Origin of the sequence: Proteus sp. fly-1008, assembly GCF_040140305.1 — a bacterium.
Classification (GTDB): Bacteria; Pseudomonadota; Gammaproteobacteria; order Enterobacterales; family Enterobacteriaceae; genus Proteus; species Proteus vulgaris_B.
The window spans coordinates 17,707-40,360 of sequence record NZ_JBEEWH010000007.1; the positions used below are offsets into that span (position 1 = coordinate 17,707).

The following is a 22,654-nucleotide window of genomic DNA, read 5'->3' on the forward strand; positions in this document are numbered from 1 at the left end:
TTAGTGCTGTGACGGCTAATAATCATTTGGTGCTAACTGGCACAGTGTGCAAAGCATTAATACGAAAAGTTAGCCCCGCTGGGATCCCGCACTGTCAATTTGTTATTGAACATCGTTCAATGCAAGAAGAGGCGGGATTAAAAAGACAATCATGGTGTCGAATGCCCATTATTGCTAGCGGGAAAGCGTTACAAGCAGTTACTCACAGTATAACGGTCGGCAGCCAAATCACCGTTTCAGGATTCATTAGTAGCCATCAGGCGCGAAATGGATTGTTTAAATTGGTGCTTCATGCCGAGCAGATTGAATTGATAGATTCTGGAGACTAGCCATATGGCACGTTATTTCCGTCGTCGTAAGTTCTGCCGTTTCACAGCAGAAGGCGTACAAGAGATCGATTATAAAGATATCGCTACGCTGAAAAACTATATCACTGAAAGTGGTAAAATTGTACCAAGTCGTATCACCGGTACTCGTGCAAAATACCAGCGTCAGCTGGCTCGTGCTATCAAGCGCGCACGCTACCTGTCTTTATTACCTTATACTGATCGTCATCAGTAATAGGTATATAGTCCATTAATGACTTGTAGAGGATAAGGTAATGCAAATTATTCTGCTTGATAAAGTAGCGAATCTGGGTAGCCTGGGTGATCAGGTTAACGTAAAATCGGGCTATGCTCGTAACTATTTAATCCCACAGGGTAAAGCTGTTTCTGCGACTAAGAAAAACATCGAGTTTTTCGAAGCGCGTCGTGCTGAGTTAGAAGCTAAATTAGCTGAAACTTTAGCAGCAGCTGAAGCTCGTGCAGCGAAGATCAATGCACTGGGTTCTGTCACTATCAGCTCTAAAGCGGGTGACGAAGGTAAACTGTTTGGTTCAATCGGTACTCGTGACATCGCTGATGCAGTAACTGCAGCTGGCGTTGAAATGTGTAAGAGCGAAGTTCGCCTGCCAAATGGCGTTCTGCGTACTACTGGTGACCACGAAGTTCACTTCCAAGTTCACAGTGACGTATTCGCTGAACTGAATGTTATCATCGTTGCTGAATAATCTTTGATTAAACAGTGAATGTTGATAAAGAAAAACGCCAGCTTAGCTGGCGTTTTTTTTAACTCAATTTTTGACTAAGGTGTTCGGTAATAACTACCATCACTTAAACGTGTATAAGTGATAACTGTGCCAGCACTGTTTGTGACTTCCAGCATACTTACATCACCTTGTGGACTACGTTGTAATCGAATTGCCTGCCCTGAACGTAGTTGGCTTAATGATTTTTGTTGATCTTCAGATTTTGCCATAGAGAAAGCATCATTTACTGGAAGTTGATTATCTCTAAAGAGCTGCGCTAAGGTCTGCCCTTCTTTAATGGTATATGTTTGCCATTTTTGTGCGGATATTGAAGCAGAACCTTGTGGTTGTGTTGTTTGAGCAACACCTTCATCTATATTGTTTGTCGTTGAGTTCTCATTAGGAAGCTCCGTTCTTTGATCGGCATCTAAGCTATCTTGTGCTTGAGGGATCGGTGCTTGATAAATTGGATCATCGCTAGTGACTGATGGTGCAATGGGTACCGGAAGATCTTGCGTCGATGATGACGGTTGAGGTGGCTCACCGTTATTTTCACTTGTTGGCCAAAAAAATACGACCAACAAAACCACGGCAATAACCAGTATTGCTCGACGATGTAAGCCAGGGAATTTGCCCATATTCACCTCATTATTGATCTGTGAATCAGTATTATGAATTGCTGTAACATCTTTTTTATTCCTTGTAGCCATACTAGCACGAACCATGATCCTAACCTGCTCCCTGAATTCTTTTCAGAATTATCTATTCACTCTAACCATTAATGTTCTTCGTTTCCTTGATGGTTAACTAAAAATAACTTTATACGTTGATAAGCATTTTTATCGGTTTCTATGGTTAAGGCTTGTGTTAATTCACCATAAAGATCATGAGGCAATAAAGTATCAGACCAAGTTGAAAGAACATTTAGCGCCATATTTCTATCACGCAATGTCGGGCTACGTAACTGCCGTTTGATGAGTGACCAGCCGATACCAGGAAAACCACCAAGATCTTGCATAATATATTCAACGGCATGATGGGGCTGATATTCAGAGTAGGTAGTTATTAATGGATCATCTGTGCTATCGAATGCTGTTAATTCAATTTGTTGTTCTGCAAGTTTAACTACTCTTTCTATTTTATGAGAAGCATCTGTTTGCATTAATTGATGCCACCAGTCTGCATTGGGATTATCTTTTTGCAGTGAAAAGAGCAATTCCCAAATATCAAGGCGAAGAGATTTTGCAACCAAACTTGCTTGGTAATTTTTTGAGCGAGAGGGATGTTGTAATGCTTCAATAATGAGTGTTGACCACTCTGGTTTTTGAATAATATTTTGTGAAACAGACATAATTTGCTGTTGGCCATGGTCATCCCACCCTAATGTTTCGAGTAATAACCAATCTTCACCACTATTTTGTACAAAATCAGCGATTTCACAAACGCAATGAAGCAATTTTAGCTCTTTGGGTGGCAACACATCGACTTGTGAAATAAACGCTTTGCAAACCTGAGCTCCTTCAATGTAATCATAAATATCTTTTGCTGGGCCACCATTAAGCAATGCACGCAGTAAATCACTACAACCTAGTAGCAGTGTGTTATCTAAAGGATGCGTATGGAGCATCTCTAAAAGTTTGCCTTTCGTTACACAGTCATAGGCAACATATTCTGTCATTACATTATTCTTATAGCCTTCCGTGAGTAACCAATAACGGTTATTCACCGAAAGCATTGTTGGCAGATATTCAATAAATTGAATTCGTCCCCAACCCTTAGTACGTTGACCAAATGAATATAAAAAAGGCTCAAATTCTTCACAGGGAAGGCGTTTTTTTAGTGAACGAATAGCATAGAGTGTAAATTCAGGATGAAGAGCAAACAATAAAAGTAAACGTTGAGATGTATTATCACGAAATGATCTTAATAATCCTAAAGCGATTTTAACTGGATTCTTATCAGGGCTCAGTTTCAAGATCCATAAGATCAACTGAAAATAGATCTCATTTTTAAACAGTGCTTCATCTTGTTCTATTTGCTCGTTCAACTGGGAAAGATAAGTTATCGGGGCGAGTTTATCCTGACAGGCAATTGCATAAAAAGAAGTAATATGATCTTTATCGGGTAAAAGCACAACATGTTTGATGGCGTTATAGAGTGATAGGGCAAATTCCTCACATGATTGTTGTGAAGGTTGCTGTTCGATCGCACGACCTATCCGTTGATGCAGAATAATGCCTTCACGAGCTCCTGCTGACCAACTGAAAGGAATAGACTCATTATTTGATTTTTCTTTTAAGTGGCTTTCTGACAATAGATTTAATTCATCAGGTAAAGGTACATCGCCTATTTCATAAGGAATTAATAGTGAAAAAAGTGAAGGAGTAGAAGCAGGAAAAACATTAGGAAAGTCTATGTTGAGATCGATAGACAGAGGTGACTTACTGAAAAGCTTATCGCGCCAATTAGTCATAATATGTCCTATTTGTTTTGCCGTCTTAGTATAACTCTAGCGGAAAATAGAAAAGCTGGATAAAAAAAGGCCAGAAAATCCACTTATATCACTTAAAAAGTACATACCTAAAACAACCTACTTTTTCCTAAGATAAAAAACAGACTAAAAAAAACTGGTCAAGGAAATTAAAAAGCGCTACATTACTGCAATTCAATATTGTTACATTATAACATTACATGTATGAATTGGAGTTTTATATGAAACCAGGCATTCATCCACAATATCGAACTGTCATTTTTCATGACACAAGTGCAGATGCTTACTTTAAAGTTGGTTCAACCATTAAGACGGAAAAAACGGTAGAGTATGAAGGGCAGATGTATCCTTATGTCACGTTAGATGTCTCTTCTCAATCTCATCCATTTTATACCGGTAAGCAAAAAACACATTCTCAAGAAGGTAATGTGGCGCGCTTTAATAAACGTTTTGGCCGTTTTGTTAAATAAAAAGGAAAGAAAAATGCAGGTATTAAGTTCATTAAAAAGTGCAAAACAGCGTCATCCTGATTGTAAGGTTGTGCGTCGCCGTGGTCGTCTTTATGTGATTTGTAAGTCAAATCCACGTTTTAAAGCAGTTCAGGGGTAAGATTATGCAAAGTCCGATACTTTCTTGTGTTTTAATTATGGGATTGTTGAGTAGTGCGATGTCTGTTTTAGCTCATGGGCATCATCATGAAAAAGTAAAAACACAAGCACAACGCGATGCTGCTAACGGAATTTTTGAGGACAAGGATGTTCTCAATCGCCAGCTTAGTGACTGGGAAGGTGTATGGCAATCAGTGGAGCCTTACCTTCATAGTGGCGAACTCGATATTGTCTTACAGAAAAAAGCAGAAGTGAAAAAAGATAAGACAATTGAAGAATATCGTGCTTATTACACACAAGGGTATAAAACAGACATTGATATGATTGGTATTGAAAATAACATCATTGAATTCCATCGTGGTGAAAACGTAGATAGCTGTGAATATCACTATGACGGTTATCGTATTCTACATTATGAATCAGGTAAAAAAGGAGTACGTTATCTTTTTCGCTGTGATGATGCCAAAAGCCAAGCGCCCAAATTTATTCAATTTAGCGACCACATTATTGCACCAGAGAAAGCAGAGCACTTCCATTTATATATGGGCAATACATCGCAAGATGAATTACTTAAAGAATTAAGCAACTGGCCAACATATTACCCTTATTCAATGAAAGCAGATGATATTGTTCATGACATGCTTTATCACTGATTTAAGCAAAATAAATAGAAAATAAAATAATAAAAAATCTTTAGCAAAGGAATGCTAGATTTTTTCGATAATAAGAGAAAATAGTAAAGGAAAAAGCAGTAGCATCCATGCTGACTTACTTTTATAGGGGGGATAGCGATTATTTATAATCCTTGGCAGAGATATTTCATCTCCATATAGTCTTCAATGCCATGTTCAGAGCCTTCACGACCTAAACCTGATTGTTTAATACCGCCAAATGGTGCCACTTCATTGGAAATTAAACCGGTATTAATTCCCACCATGCCGTATTCTAAATTTTCAGCAACACGCCAAATACGTTGTGGGTTTTCACTGTAAAAATAAGCAGCTAAACCATAAATAGTGTTATTGGCTAAATGCACCACTTCATCTTCATTTTCAAAAATAACTAAAGGTGCGACAGGGCCAAAGATCTCTTCTTCAAGAATATGGCTATCAGCCGGAACATTGCCGATAACAGTAGGTTGGAAAAAGTTTTCACCTGCTTTATCACGTTCTCCACCACAAAGCAGTGTTGCACCCCGTTTTAGTGTGTCGGCAAGCAATGATTGTGATTTTTCAATAGCTTTACGGTTAATTAGAGGCCCAATAGTGACTCCTTCTTCAAAACCGTTACCGACTTTAAGTTTTTTAACAGCTGTGACAAAACGTTCACTAAATTGTTGGTAAACATCTTTATGGATATAGAAACGGTTAGCACAAACACAAGTTTGCCCTGCATTACGGAATTTAGCACCCATGGCTCCTTCAACCGCTTTATCAATATCTGCGTCATTAAACACGATAAATGGTGCATTACCGCCTAATTCTAAAGAGACTTTTTTGACACTATCAGCACATTGGCGCATTAATAAACGTCCAACACCCGTAGAACCAGTAAAACTTAATTTGCGAACACGATTATCAGAGGTAAAGACTTCACCAATTTTAATAGCATCACCAGTGACAATATTAATAACACCAGCGGGAATACCGGCTTGAGTTGCTAATTCAGCTAAAGCTAGTGCGGTATAAGGTGTTTCATTGGCTGGTTTAATTACCATAGTACAACCCGCGGCTAATGCCGGTGCGGCTTTACGGGTGATCATAGCAGCAGGAAAATTCCAAGGTGTGATGGCGGCACAAACGCCGATACCTTGTTTTATCACCATCAAACGTTTATCAGCAGAAGGTGAGGGGATGATTTCACCGTTGGTTCTTTTACCTTGTTCAGCAAACCACTCAATAAAAGAAGCCGCATAAGTAATTTCGCCTTCAGCTTCAGCAACAGGTTTTCCTTGCTCAAATGTCATTAACTCAGCAAGTTTTCTCTTGTTTTCAGTGATTAATTTAAACCAATTTTGTAATAATGCGCTACGTTGATGGGCTGTTAGTGCTCGCCATTCGGGTAAGGCTTTTTGTGCAGCATCAATCGCCATTATTGCTTCTTGTGTTCCCATATTAGGAACAGTACCCAGAAGTGTGTCAGTTGCGGGATCAATGACATCAACCGTGTCGTTATTTTTAGCGTTACACCAAAGGCCATTAATATAGCCTTGTTCGCGGAAATAGGGGTTTGTCGTTATCTTCACTTAATACCTCTCTGAACACATCTATACTTGTCATACTTCAAACTCCAGGAGGATTGACTATGCTTAGTGAGACGAATGACATCGTTTTCTATGCACTCCCACCTGACTACCACTTGAATTATTTAGAGTATATATATTGATATTTATAGATTTAGGCAGTTTTGAGCCTATTTATAAGTATATGCCTGTGTTGCGATGTTGTGAAAATAAGTATGACAAATCACACTAAAAAAGTGCTAAAAATAGGATAAATAGAGTCAATTGTTTAGGTTTTTAATGAATAATTCCCATTACTCAAGACAGAAGGTTTACGCTGTACCTTACCACTGTTATTCTTGGGACTAACTTTCATAAAAAACAGGTATTTTTCATGTCAAAACCATCATTTGATTCTATCGAATCACAGGCAAGTTACGGTATTGGTCTGCAAGTCGGTCAACAACTGACTGAATCAGGTCTTCAAGGATTAGAGCCCGCAGCACTGTTAGCTGGCTTGACCGATGCATTAGAAGGTAATGCGCCTTCTGTACCTGTTGAAACATTACACAATGCCTTACGTACTATGCATGAACGTGCTGAAGCTGTTCGTCAAGAACGTCAAGCTGAGCTGGCTGATGCTGGTAAAATTTTCTTAGAAGAAAATGTGAAAAATGAAGGCGTTCAAGTTACAGAATCAGGTTTACAGTATAAAGTACTGACAGCGGGTGAAGGTACGATCCCTGCACGAACTGATCATGTTCGTGTTCACTACACTGGTCGTTTAATTGATGGCACTGTATTTGATAGTTCTGTTCAACGTGGTCAGCCAGCAGAATTTCCTGTAAATGGCGTTATCGCAGGTTGGATTGAAGCATTAACATTAATGCCAGTAGGCTCTAAATGGGAACTCTATATCCCTTATCAATTAGCTTATGGCGAACGCGGAGCAGGTGCGGCTATTCCTCCATTCGCAACATTAGTATTTGAAGTGGAATTATTAGAAATTTTATAATTTCTTATTCTGCGGTAAATCAGAGTAAAAAAATAGCCGGTTTTGCCGGCTATTTTTGTCTCTATACTAAACTAAAGAGATCGTAGGGTAATTGATTTTTATAAGAGAAGTGATCATGCTTATAGAAATAAGAGAGGTGCATTATGTTAGAACAAGTCAGCAAATTAGCTCGCCAAGCCGGTATGGCGATAATGCAGATTTATCAGCAATCCGAGCCAATTCAAGTGCAGGAGAAAAGTGATAATTCACCTGTTACAGAAGCAGATTTAGCAGCTCATCAAATTATCAAAATAGGACTTGCTTCTATTGCTCCTGATATACCTCAATTATCTGAAGAAGATCCACCTGAATGGGAAGTTCGCCGTCATTGGGAGCGGTATTGGCTAATTGATCCACTAGATGGTACTAAAGAATTTATTAGTAAAAATGGTGAGTTTACGGTGAATATCGCCTTAATCGAAAAAGGCATTCCTGTTTTAGGGGTAGTTTATGCACCAGTGCAAAATGTGTTATATGCAGCTGCCAATAAAAAAGCGTGGAAAGAGGAGTGTGGCCAGCGATTACCCATTCATGCAAGTCGAGCAGAACCCCCTGTGATAGTGATCAGTCGTTCTCATCAAGATGACGAGTTAAAAGAATATTTATCACAGCTAGGTGAACATCAAACGGTCGCCGTTGGTTCATCCCTAAAATTTTGTCTTGTTGCGGAAGGTAAAGCACAGCTTTATCCTCGTTTTGGACCAACACATACATGGGATACGGCGGCAGGTCATGCCATAGCGATTGCTGCTGGCGCACATGTCACAGATTGGAAAGGCATAACGTTGGATTATTCTCCTAAAGAGTCTCTGATTAACCCGGGGTTTAGAGTTTCAATATTTTAGTGTAATAAAATGAAGTTGGAGCCCTTTGTTTCATGAGGGCTCTGACACAGAAAATTACTCTTTTATTAAATCGTTGATAAGATTAATTGCCGTCGTTATTTCAGCACCACTCAAAACACCTTCTTTAGCAAAGCGGACTTTACCTTGTTTATCAAGTACGACAATCATTGAACTCTCTTTTTCTAATCCCCATCCTTTTTGTGCAATACCATCAGCATCAACAATAAATTGTGACCAAGGAAACTCTTTTTTGCTGTCTTCAACACTGCCACGTACAAAGGGACCGGTACCAAATATGGCATCATCTGTATTAATGATTGTCGTTGTTTGATAACTCGCTTGCGGGAATTTGGCCAATTTAACCGCTTCAATAAACGGTGCATTCATCTCCTTTGCCTTACTACGTCCTGCTATATGCTGAACTGTTCGTACTTTTCCACTAAGCAGACCACTGTTCCAATTTTGGTAGCTAAACTTATCTTTAGTTGTGTCATAAAGCAGTTCACCTTTGTCATTGATGGTGACTGCTGGTAGTACGGTATTTTCAGTGATGTTATGAGCAAATCCCCATGTTGATGTGCTAAGTAAAAGTACAGCTAAGGTGAGTTTGTGCATAGCCATTGTCCTATGATTGAGATGACGTTAGGTTCTATTTAAGCATAGAAGCTAGTGAAGAATAATACTGCATTTTTGATACATTTATTTAACATTGAGTGGGTAAGATATTGCTTACGTTATCTTGATTTATATTCTTTACTGTCAATAAATGTAAAAATAGATAAGAAATTTAAATAAGTTGAACCTAGTACTTATAATTAGGTCTTTAAATTTGATATATAAAGATAAGTCTTTATGACTTATTAAACTCAACAACGAGCATGGGAGACTAACTGAAAGATGAAAATCTTCAATCGCTATAACCCTGAAAAAATTGCTCTCTACGTTAAGACGTTATTTCGTGGACGGTTTTACATCAAAGGAATGGGTGCATTTGAATTTGATTACGGCAAAATTTTACTGCCTAAAATAAAAGATAAGCTACATTTTAATGTTATGAGTGAAGTAAACCAGCAGGTTATTTTGCTTAAGGCTGAAATGGGTTAACTTTATCTGATAGATAACTGAGTCTTTCTCTTTGAGTTTTCAGATAAGACTCAGTTATTAATTTCATTTAGTTACTAATCTGCAATTTTATTTTCATCTTTTTTGATTTCTACTTCCGTCGTTGTTGTCTGTGTAACAGGAACATGCTCTTGTAAGACGGGTTTAACGGGAGGAATATCATCAATTTTTGTCACAAGTAATTGATCAATTTTATAATTATCAATATCGACAACCTCAAACTTATACCCTGAGAACTTCACATAGTCTGTACGTTTTGGGATCTTGCGTAAGCGAAACATCATAAAACCAGCAATAGTTTCGTAATTACTTGAATCAGGGAAATCATCAATATCAAGTGCGCGCATCACATCATCAATTGGTGTACCACCTTCAACTAACCATGAATGCTCATCACGACTGACAATTTGCTCTTCTTGTCCTGGTCCAATTAAATCGCCCATCAATGTTGTCATCACGTCATTTAGCGTAATAACGCCCATTACCATGGCATATTCATTGAGGATGATGGCAAAATCTTCACCTGATGTTTTAAAACTTTCTAACATATCTGAGAGTGTTAATGTATCAGGAATAATGAGTGCTTTGCGGATATGAACACCTTCATTGAGATTTAGGCTTTGTCCATTAATAACTCGATTAAGAAGCTCTTTAGAATCCACATAACCAATAATATGGTCGATATCACCTTCACAAACTAAAAATTTAGAGTGGGGTTGGGTGGCAATTTTTTCTTTAATATCACTTTCAGTTTCTTCGCGATCAAAATAAACCACATCTTCCCGAGGAGTCATTGCCGAAGGAACGGTGCGTGATTCTAATTCAAAGACATTTTCAATAAGTTCATGTTCTTGTTTACGTAAAACCCCTGCAACAGCGCCGGCTTCTACAATGGCAAAGATATCATCAGAAGTAATATCTTCATTTCTGACCATCGGGATTTTAAACAGCTTGAAGATGAGATCAGCCATGCCGTTGAATAACCATACCAGAGGACGGAAAAAGGCAAGGCAGAAACGCATTGGATTCACAATTCTTAATGCGATGGCTTCAGGCTTAATCATACCAATACGTTTTGGGGTTAAGTCAGCCAGTAAAATAAACATTGATGTGACAATAATAAAAGAGCAGATAGATCCAAGTTGTTGAGCTAGAGGCTCTTCAAAAAATTGTAGGTAGAAACTTTTTAGTGAAGGAGAGAATGCAGATTCGCCAACGATACCCGCCAAAATGGCAACTGCATTTAATCCAATTTGAACGACAGTAAAAAACATGCCTGGCATTTCTTGCATTTTTAAGACGCGGGCAGCGTTAATATTACCTTCATCAACGAGTTGTTTGAGTTTAATTCGACGAGAGGCGGCAAGAGAAATTTCAGACAGCGAAAAAAAGGCGCTGATGGCACAAAGCAAAAGCACAATGAGTAAACTATTAAGCATATAAGGCTCACATCACCCCGAGTATTCAATCCAAAGGGCAATACTAGAGTGTTAAAAATAGAAGATAAATCAATATATTGTGATGAAATTATTCACAAAGATAGATAAGAGGGCGTAATTATATCATCGCCCTACTATTTTCTGCTAGTGTTACTTTTCAGGTGGAAAACAGATACCAATCCCGCCCAATCCACAATAACCTTGTGGGTTTTTGTGTAAATATTGCTGGTGGTAATCTTCAGCAAAATAAAAAGGGCCAGCTGGCTGTATTTCTGTCGTAATTTCCGTTGTTGCACCTTGAGCATTCATTGCTTGTTGATAACGTGTTTTTGACTCAATGGCTTGTTTATATTGCTCTGCGTTAACAGTATAAATGGCAGAGCGGTATTGGCTGCCAATATCATTACCTTGGCGCATACCTTGTGATGGATTATGATTTTCCCAAAAAAGAGCTAGAAGTCGTTGGTAGCTAATTATTGTGGGATCAAAAACAACTCTCACCACTTCACTATGGCCAGTTAAACCTTGGCAAGCTTGTTGGTAGGTTGGATTTTCTGTTACACCGCCGCTATAACCTGCACTTGTTGAGTAAACACCGGGTTGTTGCCAAAACAGACGTTCTACGCCCCAAAAACAACCCATGGCAAAATAAGCGACACTCATCTTTTCAGGAATGTCATTAATAGAATGCCCATTTACTGCATGATTAGCAGATATTTCTAATGGTGTCGAGGTACCCCTTAAGGCATTCTCTGGTTGGTAAGCTTTATGTTGCAAGGTAGACTCCATTTTTTATATTTGTAAACGCTTTACTATGGTAAAGGCTTAATATTGTTATAAACTAAATCTACAATAAAGCTTAAAACAGTTTGTCGTCAATTTATCACATGGATTAAATCATATTGAGGAGAAAACGTGCCGAGATACTCCGTTATCTACGTTCTCTGTCTGTCTTTTATCGCACCTGTTGCTTATGGGGCAAGTTTGCGTTTAAAAGTAGAAGGTTTAGAAGGGCAACTCGAAAAAAATGCACGAGTCCAGCTATCAAACATTACAACAGAAGAAGTTGCACCTGACGGGCGTTTTCGTGCGCGTGTTGAAAAAGCAATTCAAGAAGGACTTCGCCCTTTAGGCTATTATCAGCCTAGTGTGACATTTTCTTACCAAGAAAATACACCACCAACGCGCTCTGTATTAACCGCTAAAGTTGAACCAGGCATTCCTATTTTACTTAAAGGGGTCGATATTGTTCTTGAAGGTGGTGCTAAAACAGACGAACAATACGCAAAAGTAATTAAAGAAAATACTCCTCCTCTTGATAGTGTTTTAAACCATGGTGATTATGAAAAGCTCAAAGGTTCATTAACAGGACTTGCTATCCGTCGTGGTTACTTTGATGCAGAAATGGATAAAAGCCAGCTAGGCGTCTCGTTAGATAACCATGCATCATATTGGGATTTTGTCTTTAATAGTGGTGAACGTTATCGTTTTGGCAAAGTAAATTATACTGGCTCTCAAATCCGCGAAGACTATTTGCAAAATATTGTTCCTTTTAAAGAAGGACAGTATTACGCCTCTGAAGATCTGGCTGAATTCAACCGACGCTTAGCCGCAACAGGATGGTTTAACTCTGCGGTTGTTACTCCTGATATTGCAAAAGCACGGGCTGAAGGTTCTCATCTTTTACCGATGAGCGCAGTTGTAACACCTCGTTCTCGTAACTATGTAGAGCTTGGTGGCGGTTATGCCACCGATGTTGGTCCTCGCCTTAATATGCAGTGGGATAAACCATGGATGAATTCGCGTGGCCATAGTTTAACCTCCAACATTAGTGTTTCTCAGCCTGAACAATCTATTGGAGCAAACTATAAAATTCCACTTAAGGTCAATCCATTAGAGCAATATTATGGTGTTCAAGGTGGTTTTAAACGTACTGATTTAAATGATACTCGCTCTGATACCACAACGTTAAATGTGTCTCGTAACTGGGATATGTCTACAGGCTGGCAATACAGTGTGAATACACGTTGGAGTCTCAGCCACTTTACCCAAGGTGAAGTCACAAATACCACCATGTTGCTTTATCCCGGTGTAACTGCCAGTCGAGTACGTCAACGTGGCGGTATGATGCCTTATTGGGGAGATAGCCAACGTTACTCATTAGACTACTCCAATAAAATATGGGGTTCAGATGTTGAGTTTGCTGCATTCCAAGCGCAACAGGTGTGGATACGTACACCATGGGAAGGGCACCGCTTTGTTGTAAGAGGCAATTTTGGTTGGATTGAAACCAATGCTTTTGAACGAGTACCTCCTGAATTACGTTTCTTTGCAGGGGGTGATAGAAGTGTTCGAGGCTTTAAATACCAAAGTATTTCACCAGAAGATAGTAAAGGTAATTTAACAGGGGCATCAAGGATGCTCGTTGGATCGGTAGAATATCAATATAACGTTACGGGTAATTGGTGGAGTGCTGTCTTTATTGATAGTGGTGAAGCCGTTAATGATTTTACTCGCAGCGATTTTAAAACCGGTGCTGGTGCAGGTGTACGTTGGGCATCACCTGTTGGGCCAATTAAATTTGATTTAGCACTACCTGTGAGTGACGTTGATAAACGTAGACTCCAGTTTTATATCGGGTTAGGAGCAGAGTTATGATAAAAAAGTGGTTGAAATGGATTGCGTTAACACTCCTTATCATTATTTTGCTTACATTTGGTGCTGTAGCTTGGATCTTAGGAACACAATCAGGTTTGCATTTTGCCATTAATAGTGCGGCTCGCTGGGTTCCAGGCTTAGTTATCAAAGATGTTAATGGTGGCTGGAAAGATCTGCGTTTAACGGGTGTTGAATATCAAATGCCCGGAGTTGATGTGAATGTGGGTGAGTTATCGTTAGGATTACGTTTAGCATGCCTAACGGATAAACAAGTTTGCATTGATACATTGGCGACACGCGATGTGGTTGTTAATGTTGATACTAGTGCTTTCCCACCCTCTGAAGAAACCCCACCATCAGATCCTTTAACTGAGCTTAATGCTCCGTTACCTATCTATTTAAACTCGCTCTCATTAGAAAATACGCATGTGAAGATTGACGATATGGCAATCTCGCTGGATGAGTTTAAAACAGGTGCACAGTGGGAAGGTCGCCAAGTCACATTAAATCCAACTGTTATTAATGATTTGCTGGTGGCGTTACCTAAGACTCCGGAAGAAGGTAGTGTTGAAGCGGTTACCCAAGATGTAAAAGAAGTCGTAACTGCAAAACCTAAAGCTGAACCTAAAACACCAGAAGAAAAAGAACAGGCATTAGCAGACACAATTAAAACGATCTTTGCTAAGCCATTATTGGCTGAATTACCTGAAATTATTATTCCTGTAGATATCAATATTGAAGGTATTGAAGGTAAGCAATTACAAGTGAGTGGGGATGCCCCAGTTACTATCAAACAATTATCTTTTGAAGCGAATACTCAAGGTAAGCAAGTTAATCTCACTAAATTACGTGTTGATGCGTCAGAAGGTGAGGTCAGTTTAAAAGGGGGGATCACGCTTGATAAACAATGGCCTGTTAATTTAGATATCAACGCTACCATTCGTGATGTTGTGGGCTTGGAAGATTTTAAAGATCAAAAAGCGACACTTTCTTTACAAGGTGCGTTGCTCGAAGAGCTTAAATTAGCACTTTCTTTAACTGGAACAGTAACTGCTACACTTGATGCACAGGCTGAGCTCGCCAAGCCACATCTTCCATTAAAACTGACCTTAGAGAGTCAAAAAGTACGTTGGCCATTAACTGGGGATGTACAGTATCAACTTAATGACACTCGACTACGTCTCAATGGTCAGACGGATAATTATACCCTTTCATTGCGTTCTGATATCCAAGGTCAGGAGATCCCGCCAGCCAAATTAATGTTGGATGCAAAAGGTAATGAAGAAAAAATAGAGTTAACACGCCTGCGTTTAGCTGCATTACAAGGCCACGCTGATATCACAGGTGTGGCTGATTGGAGTAAAGCAATTAGTTGGAATGCGTTGCTCACTATTTCAGGAATTAATACCGCAAAACAGTATCCTGATATGCCTGCCAAATTAGATGGGCGTATTGCTACAACGGGAAGCCTGTATGGTGGAAGTTGGCAATTACGTGTTCCTGAAATTACGTTAGATGGCAATATTAAAAATAATCTTATCAAGGCGAGAGGGAATGCCTATGGTAATGATTCTGGGCAATGGAATATTCCTCAATTAAATCTGATACTGGGTAAGAATAAGCTTGATATAGAAGGACATCTAGGTGACAAGTGGGCATTAGATGCCAATATTAATGCACCAGGATTAAATGGTTTAGTGCCAGGACTTGCTGGTGTTGTAAAAGGTAAGGTGAATATTCGAGGTGACATTAATGCACCGAAGATTATTGCTGATATCAACGCTCAGGGCATTAAATGGCAAGATCAAGTGAGTGTTGGATCTATTACGATTAAAGGCGATGTTCAGTCTGATAAAGAGATTGGTGGCAAACTGGCTATTACTGCACGTCAGTTAAGACAAGCAGATTTAATTATCCGTAATTTAACGTTAGATGCAGCAGGTACAGAAAAACAACATAAACTCACGTTGAAAATGGATGGCGAACCTGTTTCTGGTGGGCTGACATTAGCAGGATCATTCGATAAGGAGAACCAACAGTGGAAAGGAACGCTAAATAATACGGCTTTTGATACCCCAGTGGGTGAGTGGCGTTTAAATAAAGCAATGGCGCTGAATTTGTTGGCAGAAAAGCAAGAGATTACGATTGGCTCTCATTGCTGGGTGAACCCAAATGCACAAGTCTGTGTTCCTAAAGCGATAACTGTGGGTGAAAGTGGAACTGCTGCAATTACGCTAACACGTTTTGATTTAGCAATGATAAAGCCGTTCTTACCACCTGAAACTTCTGTTCGAGGCGTATTTACAGGGGATGCCACTGCAACATGGAATTCAAAAGGTGGATTACCGAAAGCATCTGTCAATCTAAAAGGGCAAGGTGTTGCGGTAAAACAGAATATTGAAGGAACGATTTTACCTATTGATTTTGATGCTATTACCTTAAATGCAGGTATGAATAATGGTAAAGCCACATTGCAATGGCTGATTAGCATTGCAGGTAATGGTGATTTTAAAGGTAACGTACATGTTGCCGATCTTGAGAAAAAGCGCCAACTATCAGGTACGGTTGATATTGATAATTTGACATTAGATTTAATCAAACCGTTCTTAGGTAAAGGTGAAATTGCTCAAGGGAATATTGGTGCCCAATTACGTTTAGGAGGAAGTGCTCAATCGCCACTGTTATTTGGTCAATTCGGGATTAATCAATTAAAAGTGGTCGGGCATTGGATCCCATTTGATATTACGAAAGGTAATGTTGATGTTCGATTCAATGGCGCAACATCGGACTTAGGCGGCAGAATTGAGACACCAGAAGGTTACTTAAACCTTACTGGGAATGCAGATTGGCGTCAGTTAGATGAATGGCGCGCAGTGGTAGCCGCTAATGGTAATAAACTACGCGTGTCATTACCTCCAATGGTGCGTATTGATGTTAATCCTGATCTCGTCTTTGAGGCTAGCCCTCATTTACTGAAATTAGATGGTCGTATTGATATCCCTTGGGCTCGTATTGTGGTTCAAGAATTACCAGAATCAGCAGTATCGGCATCTTCTGATGAAGTGATGCTAGATAAAAACTTACAACCTATAGCACCAAAAGAGGCATCGATTCCAATTCAAAGCAATTTAGCGATTAATATTGGTGATGATGTGACGCTGGACGCATTTGGGCTTAAAGCAAGATTGACGGGAACACTTAAAGTCAATCAGAATAAACAAGGACTAGGTTTAAATGGGCAAGTTGATATTCCAAGAGGGGAATTCAAAGCCTATGGGCAAGACTTACAAGTCCGTAAGGGCCAAATCTTGTTCTCTGGACCCGTTGATCAACCTTACTTAAATATCGAGGCTATTCGTAACCCAGATAATACCGCAGATAATGTGATTGCGGGGGTTCGAGTAACTGGGCTTGCTGACCAGCCTAAAGTGGAGATTTTCTCTGAGCCTGCTAAAACACAACAAGAAGCATTATCTTATTTGTTAAGAGGCGAAGGTCTAGACAGTGGTGATGCTGATTCATCACAAATGACAGCAATGTTGATAGGATTAGGCGTTGGCCAGAGTGGCCAGCTTGTAGGGCGCATAGGTGAAACCTTTGGTGTTTCGGATTTAGCGCTTGATACACAAGGTGTGGGGGATAACTCACAAGTCGTGGTCAGCGGTAAGATAACGAACGATCTACAAGTGAAGTATGGAGTGGGTATATTTGATTCGCTAGCGACGTTAACCTTACGTTATCGCTTGATGCCCAGGTTGTATTTACAAGCAGTGTCTGGTATGAATCAGGCAATAGATCTGCTTTATCAATTTGAGTTTTAAATTATATGCGAATTATTGTTTATGGAAGTTTACGGCAGAACCAAGGTAACCATCACTGGATGACGTATGCGCAACTTTTAGGTGAGCATACGTTAGTGGGGTACAAACTCTATGATTTAGGGTTCTATCCTGCGGTTGTTGAAGGTGAAGGAGAGATAGAGTGCGAAGTCTATCGGATAACTCCCTCTATCTTGACAGAGCTTGATGAATTGAAAAAGAATGATCAGGATTACAAGCGACAATTGATTTCAACGCCTTATGGCAGTGCTTGGATCTATCTGTATCAAAAGCCAGTTGATGGGTTGAGAGAAATCAAAAGCGGAGATTGGCTAAAACGTCACGAAGAAGAGTAATTGGCGAATTTTAGCTATTACGATAGATGACTCAGTAATGATAGAAAGCGCGATATTTATATCGCGTTTTTTATTTTTAGTGAAAATATAATTTCTATAAAATTAATAATAAGCTTTAATTTTTATTACTATTTTATTATTTATAGTAGAGGTAGTCATATTTATAATGCTCATAAATATTTATATTGTTTTACTTTAAAATTTAAGTTGGTAATTATTTATTTTATTTTTATCTATAATGATATGAATATTATTAATAGTAGACCCGATTGACAACAAAATAAATTTAATGTTAAAACAGTTTTGCTTAAGAGGAACAGAGATAAATCTCCTATTATTAATATAGTGAAATAAGGTAATTTTATGGATAAATTAAATGATATTACTCAACTTTATAATAATCCACCAAAAGACGTAAAACATAATATAGTAAATAATCGTTTTACTGACATGATATTACAAACAAAAACGGTAACAACAGATGCATTAGATAAACTCGCCTATCTTGCCGGTATTAAAAATGCACCCGCCGATGATAAGTATTTAAAATTAAATACAACTAATTTAGATGCATTAAAAAAAAGTGCAAAGTTACTTGGATATGATATTGAAATTGTCAGTATTTAATAAAAAAAGCAGCCATAAGGCTGCTTTTTTAACTGCATAGGAGGCAGTAGTGAATAAGGATATTAATGAATTAAATAAAAATATTAATATTGTAGGATTATATTGGATTGCTCGCTGGCGAGTAAATAATGGAAAACAACAATCTTATGTTATTCCTTTCGCAACAACCTATCCTATTAATATTGTTTACCATGGTAAAAGTGAATTTAACTATGGGCAGTATGGCATTCATCTTGGTCAACAAGATACATTAACTTTTTTAGGTGATGAAAAACAAAAAATATTAGCTAAATTTATTGATTGTCGTAAAAACTCACCAACATTTAAATCAGAATTAAGTTTTGAGATAACGCCATCATCCGCAAGAACACTCATTATTCCCCCTGGGGTCGCTCATACTTTTTCTCATCTAGAGAATGTTTTTACCTTAAATAGCTATTCTCTTTTTTTACCCACAATCGAGCAATTAGCAAATGAAACATTAAATTGGTCACCTAATAATGATGTGATAAACCTCCCTGAAAATGTCGATATTAATGAGATTGAAGGCTATGAACCAATGACAGAAGAAGCCTCTGCGCTGGTCTATCATCGGATTGCAGAGATACAACAACAATGGTTAAGTCAACATCGATTTCTACACTCTGAAACCCGTAAAATCCGCTTAGATAATGGCGATGAGATTAATTTAAGGTTTCGAGAAAAAATGGTAGATGCTCAAAAACAACAATTACCTATATCGACTATTTTAGGTGTTAAATTTTGTAAAATGGCGACTCTACATACTGGCAAAGAGAGTGGGATTGTCCCATTAACGCGGCAATCCCCTATGTATCTGGTTGAGCATGGTCATGAGGATTATGATTTTGACTCTTATGGATTACATTTAGGGCAAGAAGATCATTTAACTTTTTTAGGCGATATATCTCATGAAATTACCGTTAAGCTGGTGGATATGCGTGAAAATTCACCCACGCTTTTTTATGAAGATAAAATTGTTTTTAATCCTGCACCAAATATTGAATTAGTGATCCCCTGTGGTGTTGCTCATGCTTTATTTAATATGGCGAATATTATTACTGTTAATCGGCCGGTTATCTATTTAGACAAAGAAAAAGAATATATTCCAGGCCATGATGTGATCGACTGGAAAATTGCTAATAAAAATTATCAATCTTATCGTGTTAATAAAATAGCAGCAGATTTAAGTTATTATCAATTCCTTGTTTCTAAACAACAAGAGTTAATGAAACATAAGCCCACTCATCATACGCCAAAATCAATTATTGTTTATGATGAAAATAACCAGCCAATTAAAGTGTTAATTAAAGAAAAGGTTTAGTATTCATTATGCGTATTGTCTTTTTTTATATGCTTTTTTTTGTATTAACTGCTGATGGGTTAATGGTTTTTCTTACCCCTGTTATTGTCTATCAGTTAACAACGAGTATTGAATATGCAGGATTGACATACGCACTATGGTGGTTACCTCGGATTTTTTTAATTCCTCTGCTTGGTAAATATATAGATAGCCTAGGTGTTCGTCCTATATCTATTATTTCTGATGGTTTTAAAATAACAGGATGCTTATTTTTATTATATGCAGATTTTACGTCTGAAATGATGATAGCAGTAAGTTTTGGATTAGTTGGAAGTTTAATTTCGATTGGAAATTCTCAAACGCTTATTTCGTATGAAAAAATCATAGCATCGATAAGTAATAATAAAGAACACCATATTAATATGATGTCTAGAATGGATTTCTTAGGGATGATTATCGGCCCTCTCATTGGCATTTTTTTTATTGATTATGGCTATAAATATTTACTTGTTATACCAATTATATTTTATTTTATTAATGCTTGTTTCTTTTTGTTCCTTTATAAGGAAAAAAATAGAATTAATGAAAATAATTCTGAAAAAATAACTTTTTCTAATAAGGTGATTACTTACATTATATCATCACCGATAATTCTATTTTCTATTTTTGTTGCTCTTGGTAACAATATGTTTGATGGCTTAATTGAATCTAGTGGTACAGCGTTAATTGATCGCTCTATGAAATTACCTATAAAATATTATGGTTTTATTGATATTGCAGCGGGGATCTGTGGTGTATTAGGTACATACTTATATAGCTATTTAAGTAAATATATAAGTAGAAGGCCACTCACCATTATTTCAATTTTGATTATTGCTATCAGCTCTTCTTTCCTAGTATTTTTCCAAGGTTCCATGATCTTGTTTTTTATTAGTTATGCAATTTCAATTATTGGGAAAGTCTTTTCAGGAAATATTTTAAGAATGCTTAGAATTGAGATTATTCCTCTCAATCAATTAGCAAGTGTGTCATCTCTAATCATCTTATTGAATCAATTGATCTTACCGATTGTGGGAGGACTTTTATTTTTTTCAACAGGGGATGTTTCAGTGGTTTATACATTAATGATAGCCGCCATTGCTATTACATTGATAAGTGGTGGATTGCTTATAATGTGTTTGAAGAAAAGAGTCGTACCATAATAAAAAGCTCTTCAATAAAATGAAGAGCTTTTTCATCAGTAAATTATTAAATAATAACTTACTTAGTTATTCTGATAGTGTCAGAATTATTTTTTAGCGCGTTCGAAAGAAGAAAGAATTTCAGCTTTAGCAGCTTCTACGCCTTCCCAACCGTCAACTTTAACCCATTTGCCAGCTTCTAAATCTTTGTAGTGCTCAAAGAAATGTTTGATCTGTGCTTTTAACAGTTCTGGTAAATCAGTCACATCTTTAATGTGATCGTATTCTTTGCTCAGTTTAGTGTGTGGTACTGCAACCAGTTTTGCATCTTCACCTGATTCGTCAGTCATTTTCAGTACGCCAACAGGACGGCAACGAATAACTGAACCTGGTTGTAATGGGTATGGAGTTGGAACCAGAACGTCTACTGGGTCACCATCTAAAGATAATGTGTTGTTGATGTAACCGTAGTTGCATGGGTAGAACATTGCGGTTGACATAAAACGGTCAACAAACAGTGCGCCACTTTCTTTATCAACTTCGTATTTGATAGGATCAGCATTTGCTGGGATTTCAATAACAACATAGATATCTTCTGGTAGTTCTTTACCAGCAGGAACATGATTCAGGCTCATAAAAAATTTCCTATAAAAAAATTAATTTTACGTGGCCTGTAGTATAGCGAAAAGTTTTTAACAATACCCGTTTTTTGCCGAACATGTTGCGTTATGACGTAAAAATAAGCAGTAAATAAAAAGAAGTTCTATTTTCAAAGATGAAAAAACCGGACGAAAAAGAAGCCCGGTTTATCTATGTTGGTGCTAGACCAATGAATTATTCTTCGTCTGGATATTGCGCCATAAAACTTTCAGCTTGCTCAACCATCGATTTAGTACCTACAAAGAAAGGCATACGTTGGTGAAGCTCTTTAGGTTCGATATCAAGAATACGTTCTTTACCATTACTTGCTTTACCGCCAGCTTGTTCTGCTAAAAACGCCATTGGGTTACATTCATAGAGTAAACGTAATTTACCAGTAGGGTGGCTTGCAGTGCTTGGATAGATATAAATGCCGCCTTTTAGTAAGTTACGGTGAAAATCAGCGACTAAAGAACCGATATAACGAGTGGTATAAGGGCGATTAGTGGCTGCATCTTGTTCTTGGCAATACTTAATGTATTTTTTGACACCTAATGGGAATTTGATGTAGTTACCTTCATTGATAGAGTACATATTTCCTGTTGGTGGGAAATGTACACTTTCATGAGATAGGCAGAATACACCTAAAGAAGGGTCATATGTAAAGGCGTGAACACCACAACCTGTTGTATAAACTAACATGGTTGATGAGCCATAAACGACATAGCCAGCTGCAACTTGACGATGACCAGGTTGTAAGAAGTCATCTAATGTTACAGATTGGCCAATAGGCGTAATACGGTGGTAAATAGAGAAAATTGTCCCGACGGAAACGTTTACATCAATATTCGACGAACCATCTAAAGGGTCCATTAGTACAACATACTTAGCATTTTCAGCACGATCACCTTCAAAGATTACAATATCATCTTCTTCTTCTGATCCGATACCCGCAACTTCACCACGTGCTTTTAATGCCGCTTTTAGTTTCTCATTCGCGTAAAGATCCAGTTTCATCTGGGCTTCACCTTGAACATTAGAAACACCGTTAGTACCCAAAATATCGACTAACCCTGCTTTATTAATATCACGGTGGATAATTTTAGCCCCAAGCTTAATTGCCGAAAGCAATGCAGTAAGTTCGCCAGTTGCATGGGGAAAATCTTGTTGTTTCTCGACGATAAATTCGCCTAATGTTTTCATGA

Annotated in this window: 23 protein-coding genes; 15 read left to right on the top strand and 8 right to left on the bottom strand. The window is 38.0% G+C overall.

Annotation, left to right across the window (positions count from 1 at the left end; translation table 11 throughout):
- Positions 1 to 8 precede the first annotated feature (8 nt).
- From priB to rplI, 3 genes are read left to right on the top strand one after another with little or no spacing between them, the layout of a single operon-like run.
- Entirely contained in the window at positions 9 to 329 is a 321-nt protein-coding gene (gene priB, locus ABN256_RS12560) for a primosomal replication protein N (RefSeq protein ID WP_036939458.1), read from the top strand.
- Between the two features lie 4 nt (positions 330 to 333).
- Entirely contained in the window at positions 334 to 561 is a 228-nt protein-coding gene (gene rpsR, locus ABN256_RS12565) for a 30S ribosomal protein S18 (RefSeq protein ID WP_000135199.1), read from the top strand.
- A gap of 40 nt (positions 562 to 601) precedes the next feature.
- A complete protein-coding gene (gene rplI / locus ABN256_RS12570; RefSeq protein ID WP_023583606.1) occupies positions 602 to 1,051 on the top strand; it encodes a 50S ribosomal protein L9 in 450 nt (149 codons plus the stop codon).
- Positions 1,052 to 1,125: 74 nt separating this feature from the next.
- Here rplI and ABN256_RS12575 read toward each other — a convergent pair whose 3' ends face one another.
- Positions 1,126 to 1,794: a LysM-like peptidoglycan-binding domain-containing protein gene (locus ABN256_RS12575; protein ID WP_349439524.1), complete on the bottom strand. Its 669-nt coding sequence runs from the start codon at positions 1,792 to 1,794 to the stop codon at positions 1,126 to 1,128.
- 53 nt (positions 1,795 to 1,847) lie between these two features.
- A complete protein-coding gene (locus ABN256_RS12580) occupies positions 1,848 to 3,542 on the bottom strand; it encodes a hypothetical protein (RefSeq protein WP_196554256.1) in 1,695 nt (564 codons plus the stop codon).
- Positions 3,543 to 3,781: 239 nt separating this feature from the next.
- Between ABN256_RS12580 and ABN256_RS12585 the strand changes: the two genes are divergently transcribed.
- Genes ABN256_RS12585 through zinT form a run of 3 tightly spaced genes read left to right on the top strand, consistent with a single transcriptional unit; the run spans position 3,782 to position 4,821 of the window.
- The gene (locus ABN256_RS12585) at positions 3,782 to 4,030 is read left to right on the top strand and encodes a type B 50S ribosomal protein L31 (RefSeq protein ID WP_196554257.1); all 249 of its coding nucleotides are present in this window, start codon (positions 3,782 to 3,784) and stop codon (positions 4,028 to 4,030) included.
- A 13-nt stretch (positions 4,031 to 4,043) separates the two neighbouring features.
- Positions 4,044 to 4,169 carry a type B 50S ribosomal protein L36 gene (gene ykgO, locus ABN256_RS12590; RefSeq protein ID WP_006535739.1) on the top strand — a complete coding sequence of 42 codons (126 nt, stop codon included), beginning with the start codon at positions 4,044 to 4,046 and terminating at the stop codon, positions 4,167 to 4,169.
- 4 nt (positions 4,170 to 4,173) lie between these two features.
- Positions 4,174 to 4,821, top strand: a complete 648-nt coding sequence (zinT, locus tag ABN256_RS12595; protein WP_196554258.1) for a metal-binding protein ZinT — start codon at positions 4,174 to 4,176, stop codon at positions 4,819 to 4,821.
- Positions 4,822 to 4,964: 143 nt separating this feature from the next.
- On the opposite strand, the gene ABN256_RS12600 is transcribed toward zinT, so the two are convergent.
- On the bottom strand, positions 4,965 to 6,413 hold the full coding sequence (locus ABN256_RS12600) for an NAD-dependent succinate-semialdehyde dehydrogenase (protein WP_196554259.1): 1,449 nt from the start codon (positions 6,411 to 6,413) through the stop codon (positions 4,965 to 4,967).
- A 370-nt stretch (positions 6,414 to 6,783) separates the two neighbouring features.
- Here ABN256_RS12600 and bamJ point away from each other — a divergent pair, with 370 nt between their 5' ends.
- Both bamJ and cysQ read left to right on the top strand, forming a co-directional pair.
- Entirely contained in the window at positions 6,784 to 7,404 is a 621-nt protein-coding gene (gene bamJ, locus ABN256_RS12605; protein WP_072069592.1) for a BamJ family beta-barrel-assembly machinery protein, read from the top strand.
- Between the two features lie 143 nt (positions 7,405 to 7,547).
- Complete coding sequence (gene cysQ, locus ABN256_RS12610; protein ID WP_072069591.1) at positions 7,548 to 8,288, top strand: 3'(2'),5'-bisphosphate nucleotidase CysQ; 741 nt, start codon at positions 7,548 to 7,550, stop codon at positions 8,286 to 8,288.
- Positions 8,289 to 8,342: 54 nt separating this feature from the next.
- Here the strand turns inward: cysQ and ABN256_RS12615 are convergent, their stop codons facing one another.
- Positions 8,343 to 8,903 (bottom strand): YtfJ family protein, encoded by a 561-nt coding sequence (locus ABN256_RS12615; protein WP_340894750.1) that lies wholly within the window; start codon positions 8,901 to 8,903, stop codon positions 8,343 to 8,345.
- Between the two features lie 282 nt (positions 8,904 to 9,185).
- Here ABN256_RS12615 and ABN256_RS12620 point away from each other — a divergent pair, with 282 nt between their 5' ends.
- The gene (locus ABN256_RS12620) at positions 9,186 to 9,392 is read left to right on the top strand and encodes a DUF1107 domain-containing protein (RefSeq protein WP_036939412.1); all 207 of its coding nucleotides are present in this window, start codon (positions 9,186 to 9,188) and stop codon (positions 9,390 to 9,392) included.
- A 74-nt stretch (positions 9,393 to 9,466) separates the two neighbouring features.
- On the opposite strand, the gene paeA is transcribed toward ABN256_RS12620, so the two are convergent.
- Together paeA and msrA are read right to left on the bottom strand one after the other, a co-directional pair.
- Positions 9,467 to 10,849, bottom strand: a complete 1,383-nt coding sequence (paeA, locus tag ABN256_RS12625; protein ID WP_115351217.1) for a polyamine export protein PaeA — start codon at positions 10,847 to 10,849, stop codon at positions 9,467 to 9,469.
- Positions 10,850 to 10,999: 150 nt separating this feature from the next.
- Positions 11,000 to 11,638, bottom strand: coding sequence for a peptide-methionine (S)-S-oxide reductase MsrA (gene msrA / locus ABN256_RS12630; protein WP_349439525.1), 639 nt, complete (start codon positions 11,636 to 11,638; stop codon positions 11,000 to 11,002).
- Positions 11,639 to 11,764: 126 nt separating this feature from the next.
- Here msrA and tamA point away from each other — a divergent pair, with 126 nt between their 5' ends.
- The 6 genes from tamA to ABN256_RS12660 all read left to right on the top strand — a co-directional run bounded on the left by tamA (position 11,765) and on the right by ABN256_RS12660 (position 20,831).
- Positions 11,765 to 13,507: an autotransporter assembly complex protein TamA gene (gene tamA / locus ABN256_RS12635; protein ID WP_072069587.1), complete on the top strand. Its 1,743-nt coding sequence runs from the start codon at positions 11,765 to 11,767 to the stop codon at positions 13,505 to 13,507.
- Positions 13,504 to 17,328, top strand: coding sequence for an autotransporter assembly complex protein TamB (gene tamB, locus ABN256_RS12640; protein WP_425355526.1), 3,825 nt, complete (start codon positions 13,504 to 13,506; stop codon positions 17,326 to 17,328). Before tamA ends, tamB begins: the two co-directional genes overlap by 4 nt.
- Before the next feature lie 5 nt (positions 17,329 to 17,333).
- Positions 17,334 to 17,681 (top strand): gamma-glutamylcyclotransferase family protein, encoded by a 348-nt coding sequence (locus ABN256_RS12645; protein ID WP_340894759.1) that lies wholly within the window; start codon positions 17,334 to 17,336, stop codon positions 17,679 to 17,681.
- Positions 17,682 to 18,044: 363 nt separating this feature from the next.
- Entirely contained in the window at positions 18,045 to 18,308 is a 264-nt protein-coding gene (locus tag ABN256_RS12650) for an XRE family transcriptional regulator (protein ID WP_340894760.1), read from the top strand.
- Between the two features lie 49 nt (positions 18,309 to 18,357).
- Positions 18,358 to 19,650 carry a dTDP-4-dehydrorhamnose 3,5-epimerase family protein gene (locus ABN256_RS12655; protein ID WP_340894763.1) on the top strand — a complete coding sequence of 431 codons (1,293 nt, stop codon included), beginning with the start codon at positions 18,358 to 18,360 and terminating at the stop codon, positions 19,648 to 19,650.
- Between the two features lie 8 nt (positions 19,651 to 19,658).
- Positions 19,659 to 20,831 (top strand): MFS transporter, encoded by a 1,173-nt coding sequence (locus ABN256_RS12660; RefSeq protein WP_340894766.1) that lies wholly within the window; start codon positions 19,659 to 19,661, stop codon positions 20,829 to 20,831.
- An 86-nt stretch (positions 20,832 to 20,917) separates the two neighbouring features.
- Here ABN256_RS12660 and ppa read toward each other — a convergent pair whose 3' ends face one another.
- Both ppa and fbp read right to left on the bottom strand, forming a co-directional pair.
- A complete protein-coding gene (ppa, locus tag ABN256_RS12665) occupies positions 20,918 to 21,445 on the bottom strand; it encodes an inorganic diphosphatase (RefSeq protein WP_072069581.1) in 528 nt (175 codons plus the stop codon).
- Between the two features lie 199 nt (positions 21,446 to 21,644).
- Entirely contained in the window at positions 21,645 to 22,652 is a 1,008-nt protein-coding gene (gene fbp / locus ABN256_RS12670; protein ID WP_023583589.1) for a class 1 fructose-bisphosphatase, read from the bottom strand.
- Positions 22,653 to 22,654: the final 2 nt, after the last annotated feature.

Excerpts from the sequence above, each read along its gene's own strand:
- rpsR (WP_000135199.1), top strand. The coding sequence starts at position 334 with ATGGCACGTTATTTCCGTCGTCGTAAGTTCTGCCGTTTCACAGCAGAA.
- rplI (WP_023583606.1), top strand. The coding sequence starts at position 602 with ATGCAAATTATTCTGCTTGATAAAGTAGCGAATCTGGGTAGCCTGGGT.
- ABN256_RS12575 (WP_349439524.1), bottom strand. The coding sequence starts at position 1,794 with ATGGTTCGTGCTAGTATGGCTACAAGGAATAAAAAAGATGTTACAGCA.
- ABN256_RS12580 (WP_196554256.1), bottom strand. The coding sequence starts at position 3,542 with ATGACTAATTGGCGCGATAAGCTTTTCAGTAAGTCACCTCTGTCTATC.
- ABN256_RS12585 (WP_196554257.1), top strand. The coding sequence starts at position 3,782 with ATGAAACCAGGCATTCATCCACAATATCGAACTGTCATTTTTCATGAC.
- ykgO (WP_006535739.1), top strand. The coding sequence starts at position 4,044 with ATGCAGGTATTAAGTTCATTAAAAAGTGCAAAACAGCGTCATCCTGAT.
- zinT (WP_196554258.1), top strand. The coding sequence starts at position 4,174 with ATGCAAAGTCCGATACTTTCTTGTGTTTTAATTATGGGATTGTTGAGT.
- bamJ (WP_072069592.1), top strand. The coding sequence starts at position 6,784 with ATGTCAAAACCATCATTTGATTCTATCGAATCACAGGCAAGTTACGGT.
- cysQ (WP_072069591.1), top strand. The coding sequence starts at position 7,548 with ATGTTAGAACAAGTCAGCAAATTAGCTCGCCAAGCCGGTATGGCGATA.
- ABN256_RS12615 (WP_340894750.1), bottom strand. The coding sequence starts at position 8,903 with ATGCACAAACTCACCTTAGCTGTACTTTTACTTAGCACATCAACATGG.
- ABN256_RS12620 (WP_036939412.1), top strand. The coding sequence starts at position 9,186 with ATGAAAATCTTCAATCGCTATAACCCTGAAAAAATTGCTCTCTACGTT.
- paeA (WP_115351217.1), bottom strand. The coding sequence starts at position 10,849 with ATGCTTAATAGTTTACTCATTGTGCTTTTGCTTTGTGCCATCAGCGCC.
- msrA (WP_349439525.1), bottom strand. The coding sequence starts at position 11,638 with ATGGAGTCTACCTTGCAACATAAAGCTTACCAACCAGAGAATGCCTTA.
- tamB (WP_425355526.1), top strand. The coding sequence starts at position 13,504 with ATGATAAAAAAGTGGTTGAAATGGATTGCGTTAACACTCCTTATCATT.
- ABN256_RS12645 (WP_340894759.1), top strand. The coding sequence starts at position 17,334 with ATGCGAATTATTGTTTATGGAAGTTTACGGCAGAACCAAGGTAACCAT.
- ABN256_RS12650 (WP_340894760.1), top strand. The coding sequence starts at position 18,045 with ATGGATAAATTAAATGATATTACTCAACTTTATAATAATCCACCAAAA.
- ABN256_RS12660 (WP_340894766.1), top strand. The coding sequence starts at position 19,659 with ATGCGTATTGTCTTTTTTTATATGCTTTTTTTTGTATTAACTGCTGAT.
- ppa (WP_072069581.1), bottom strand. The coding sequence starts at position 21,445 with ATGAGCCTGAATCATGTTCCTGCTGGTAAAGAACTACCAGAAGATATC.
- fbp (WP_023583589.1), bottom strand. The coding sequence starts at position 22,652 with ATGAAAACATTAGGCGAATTTATCGTCGAGAAACAACAAGATTTTCCC.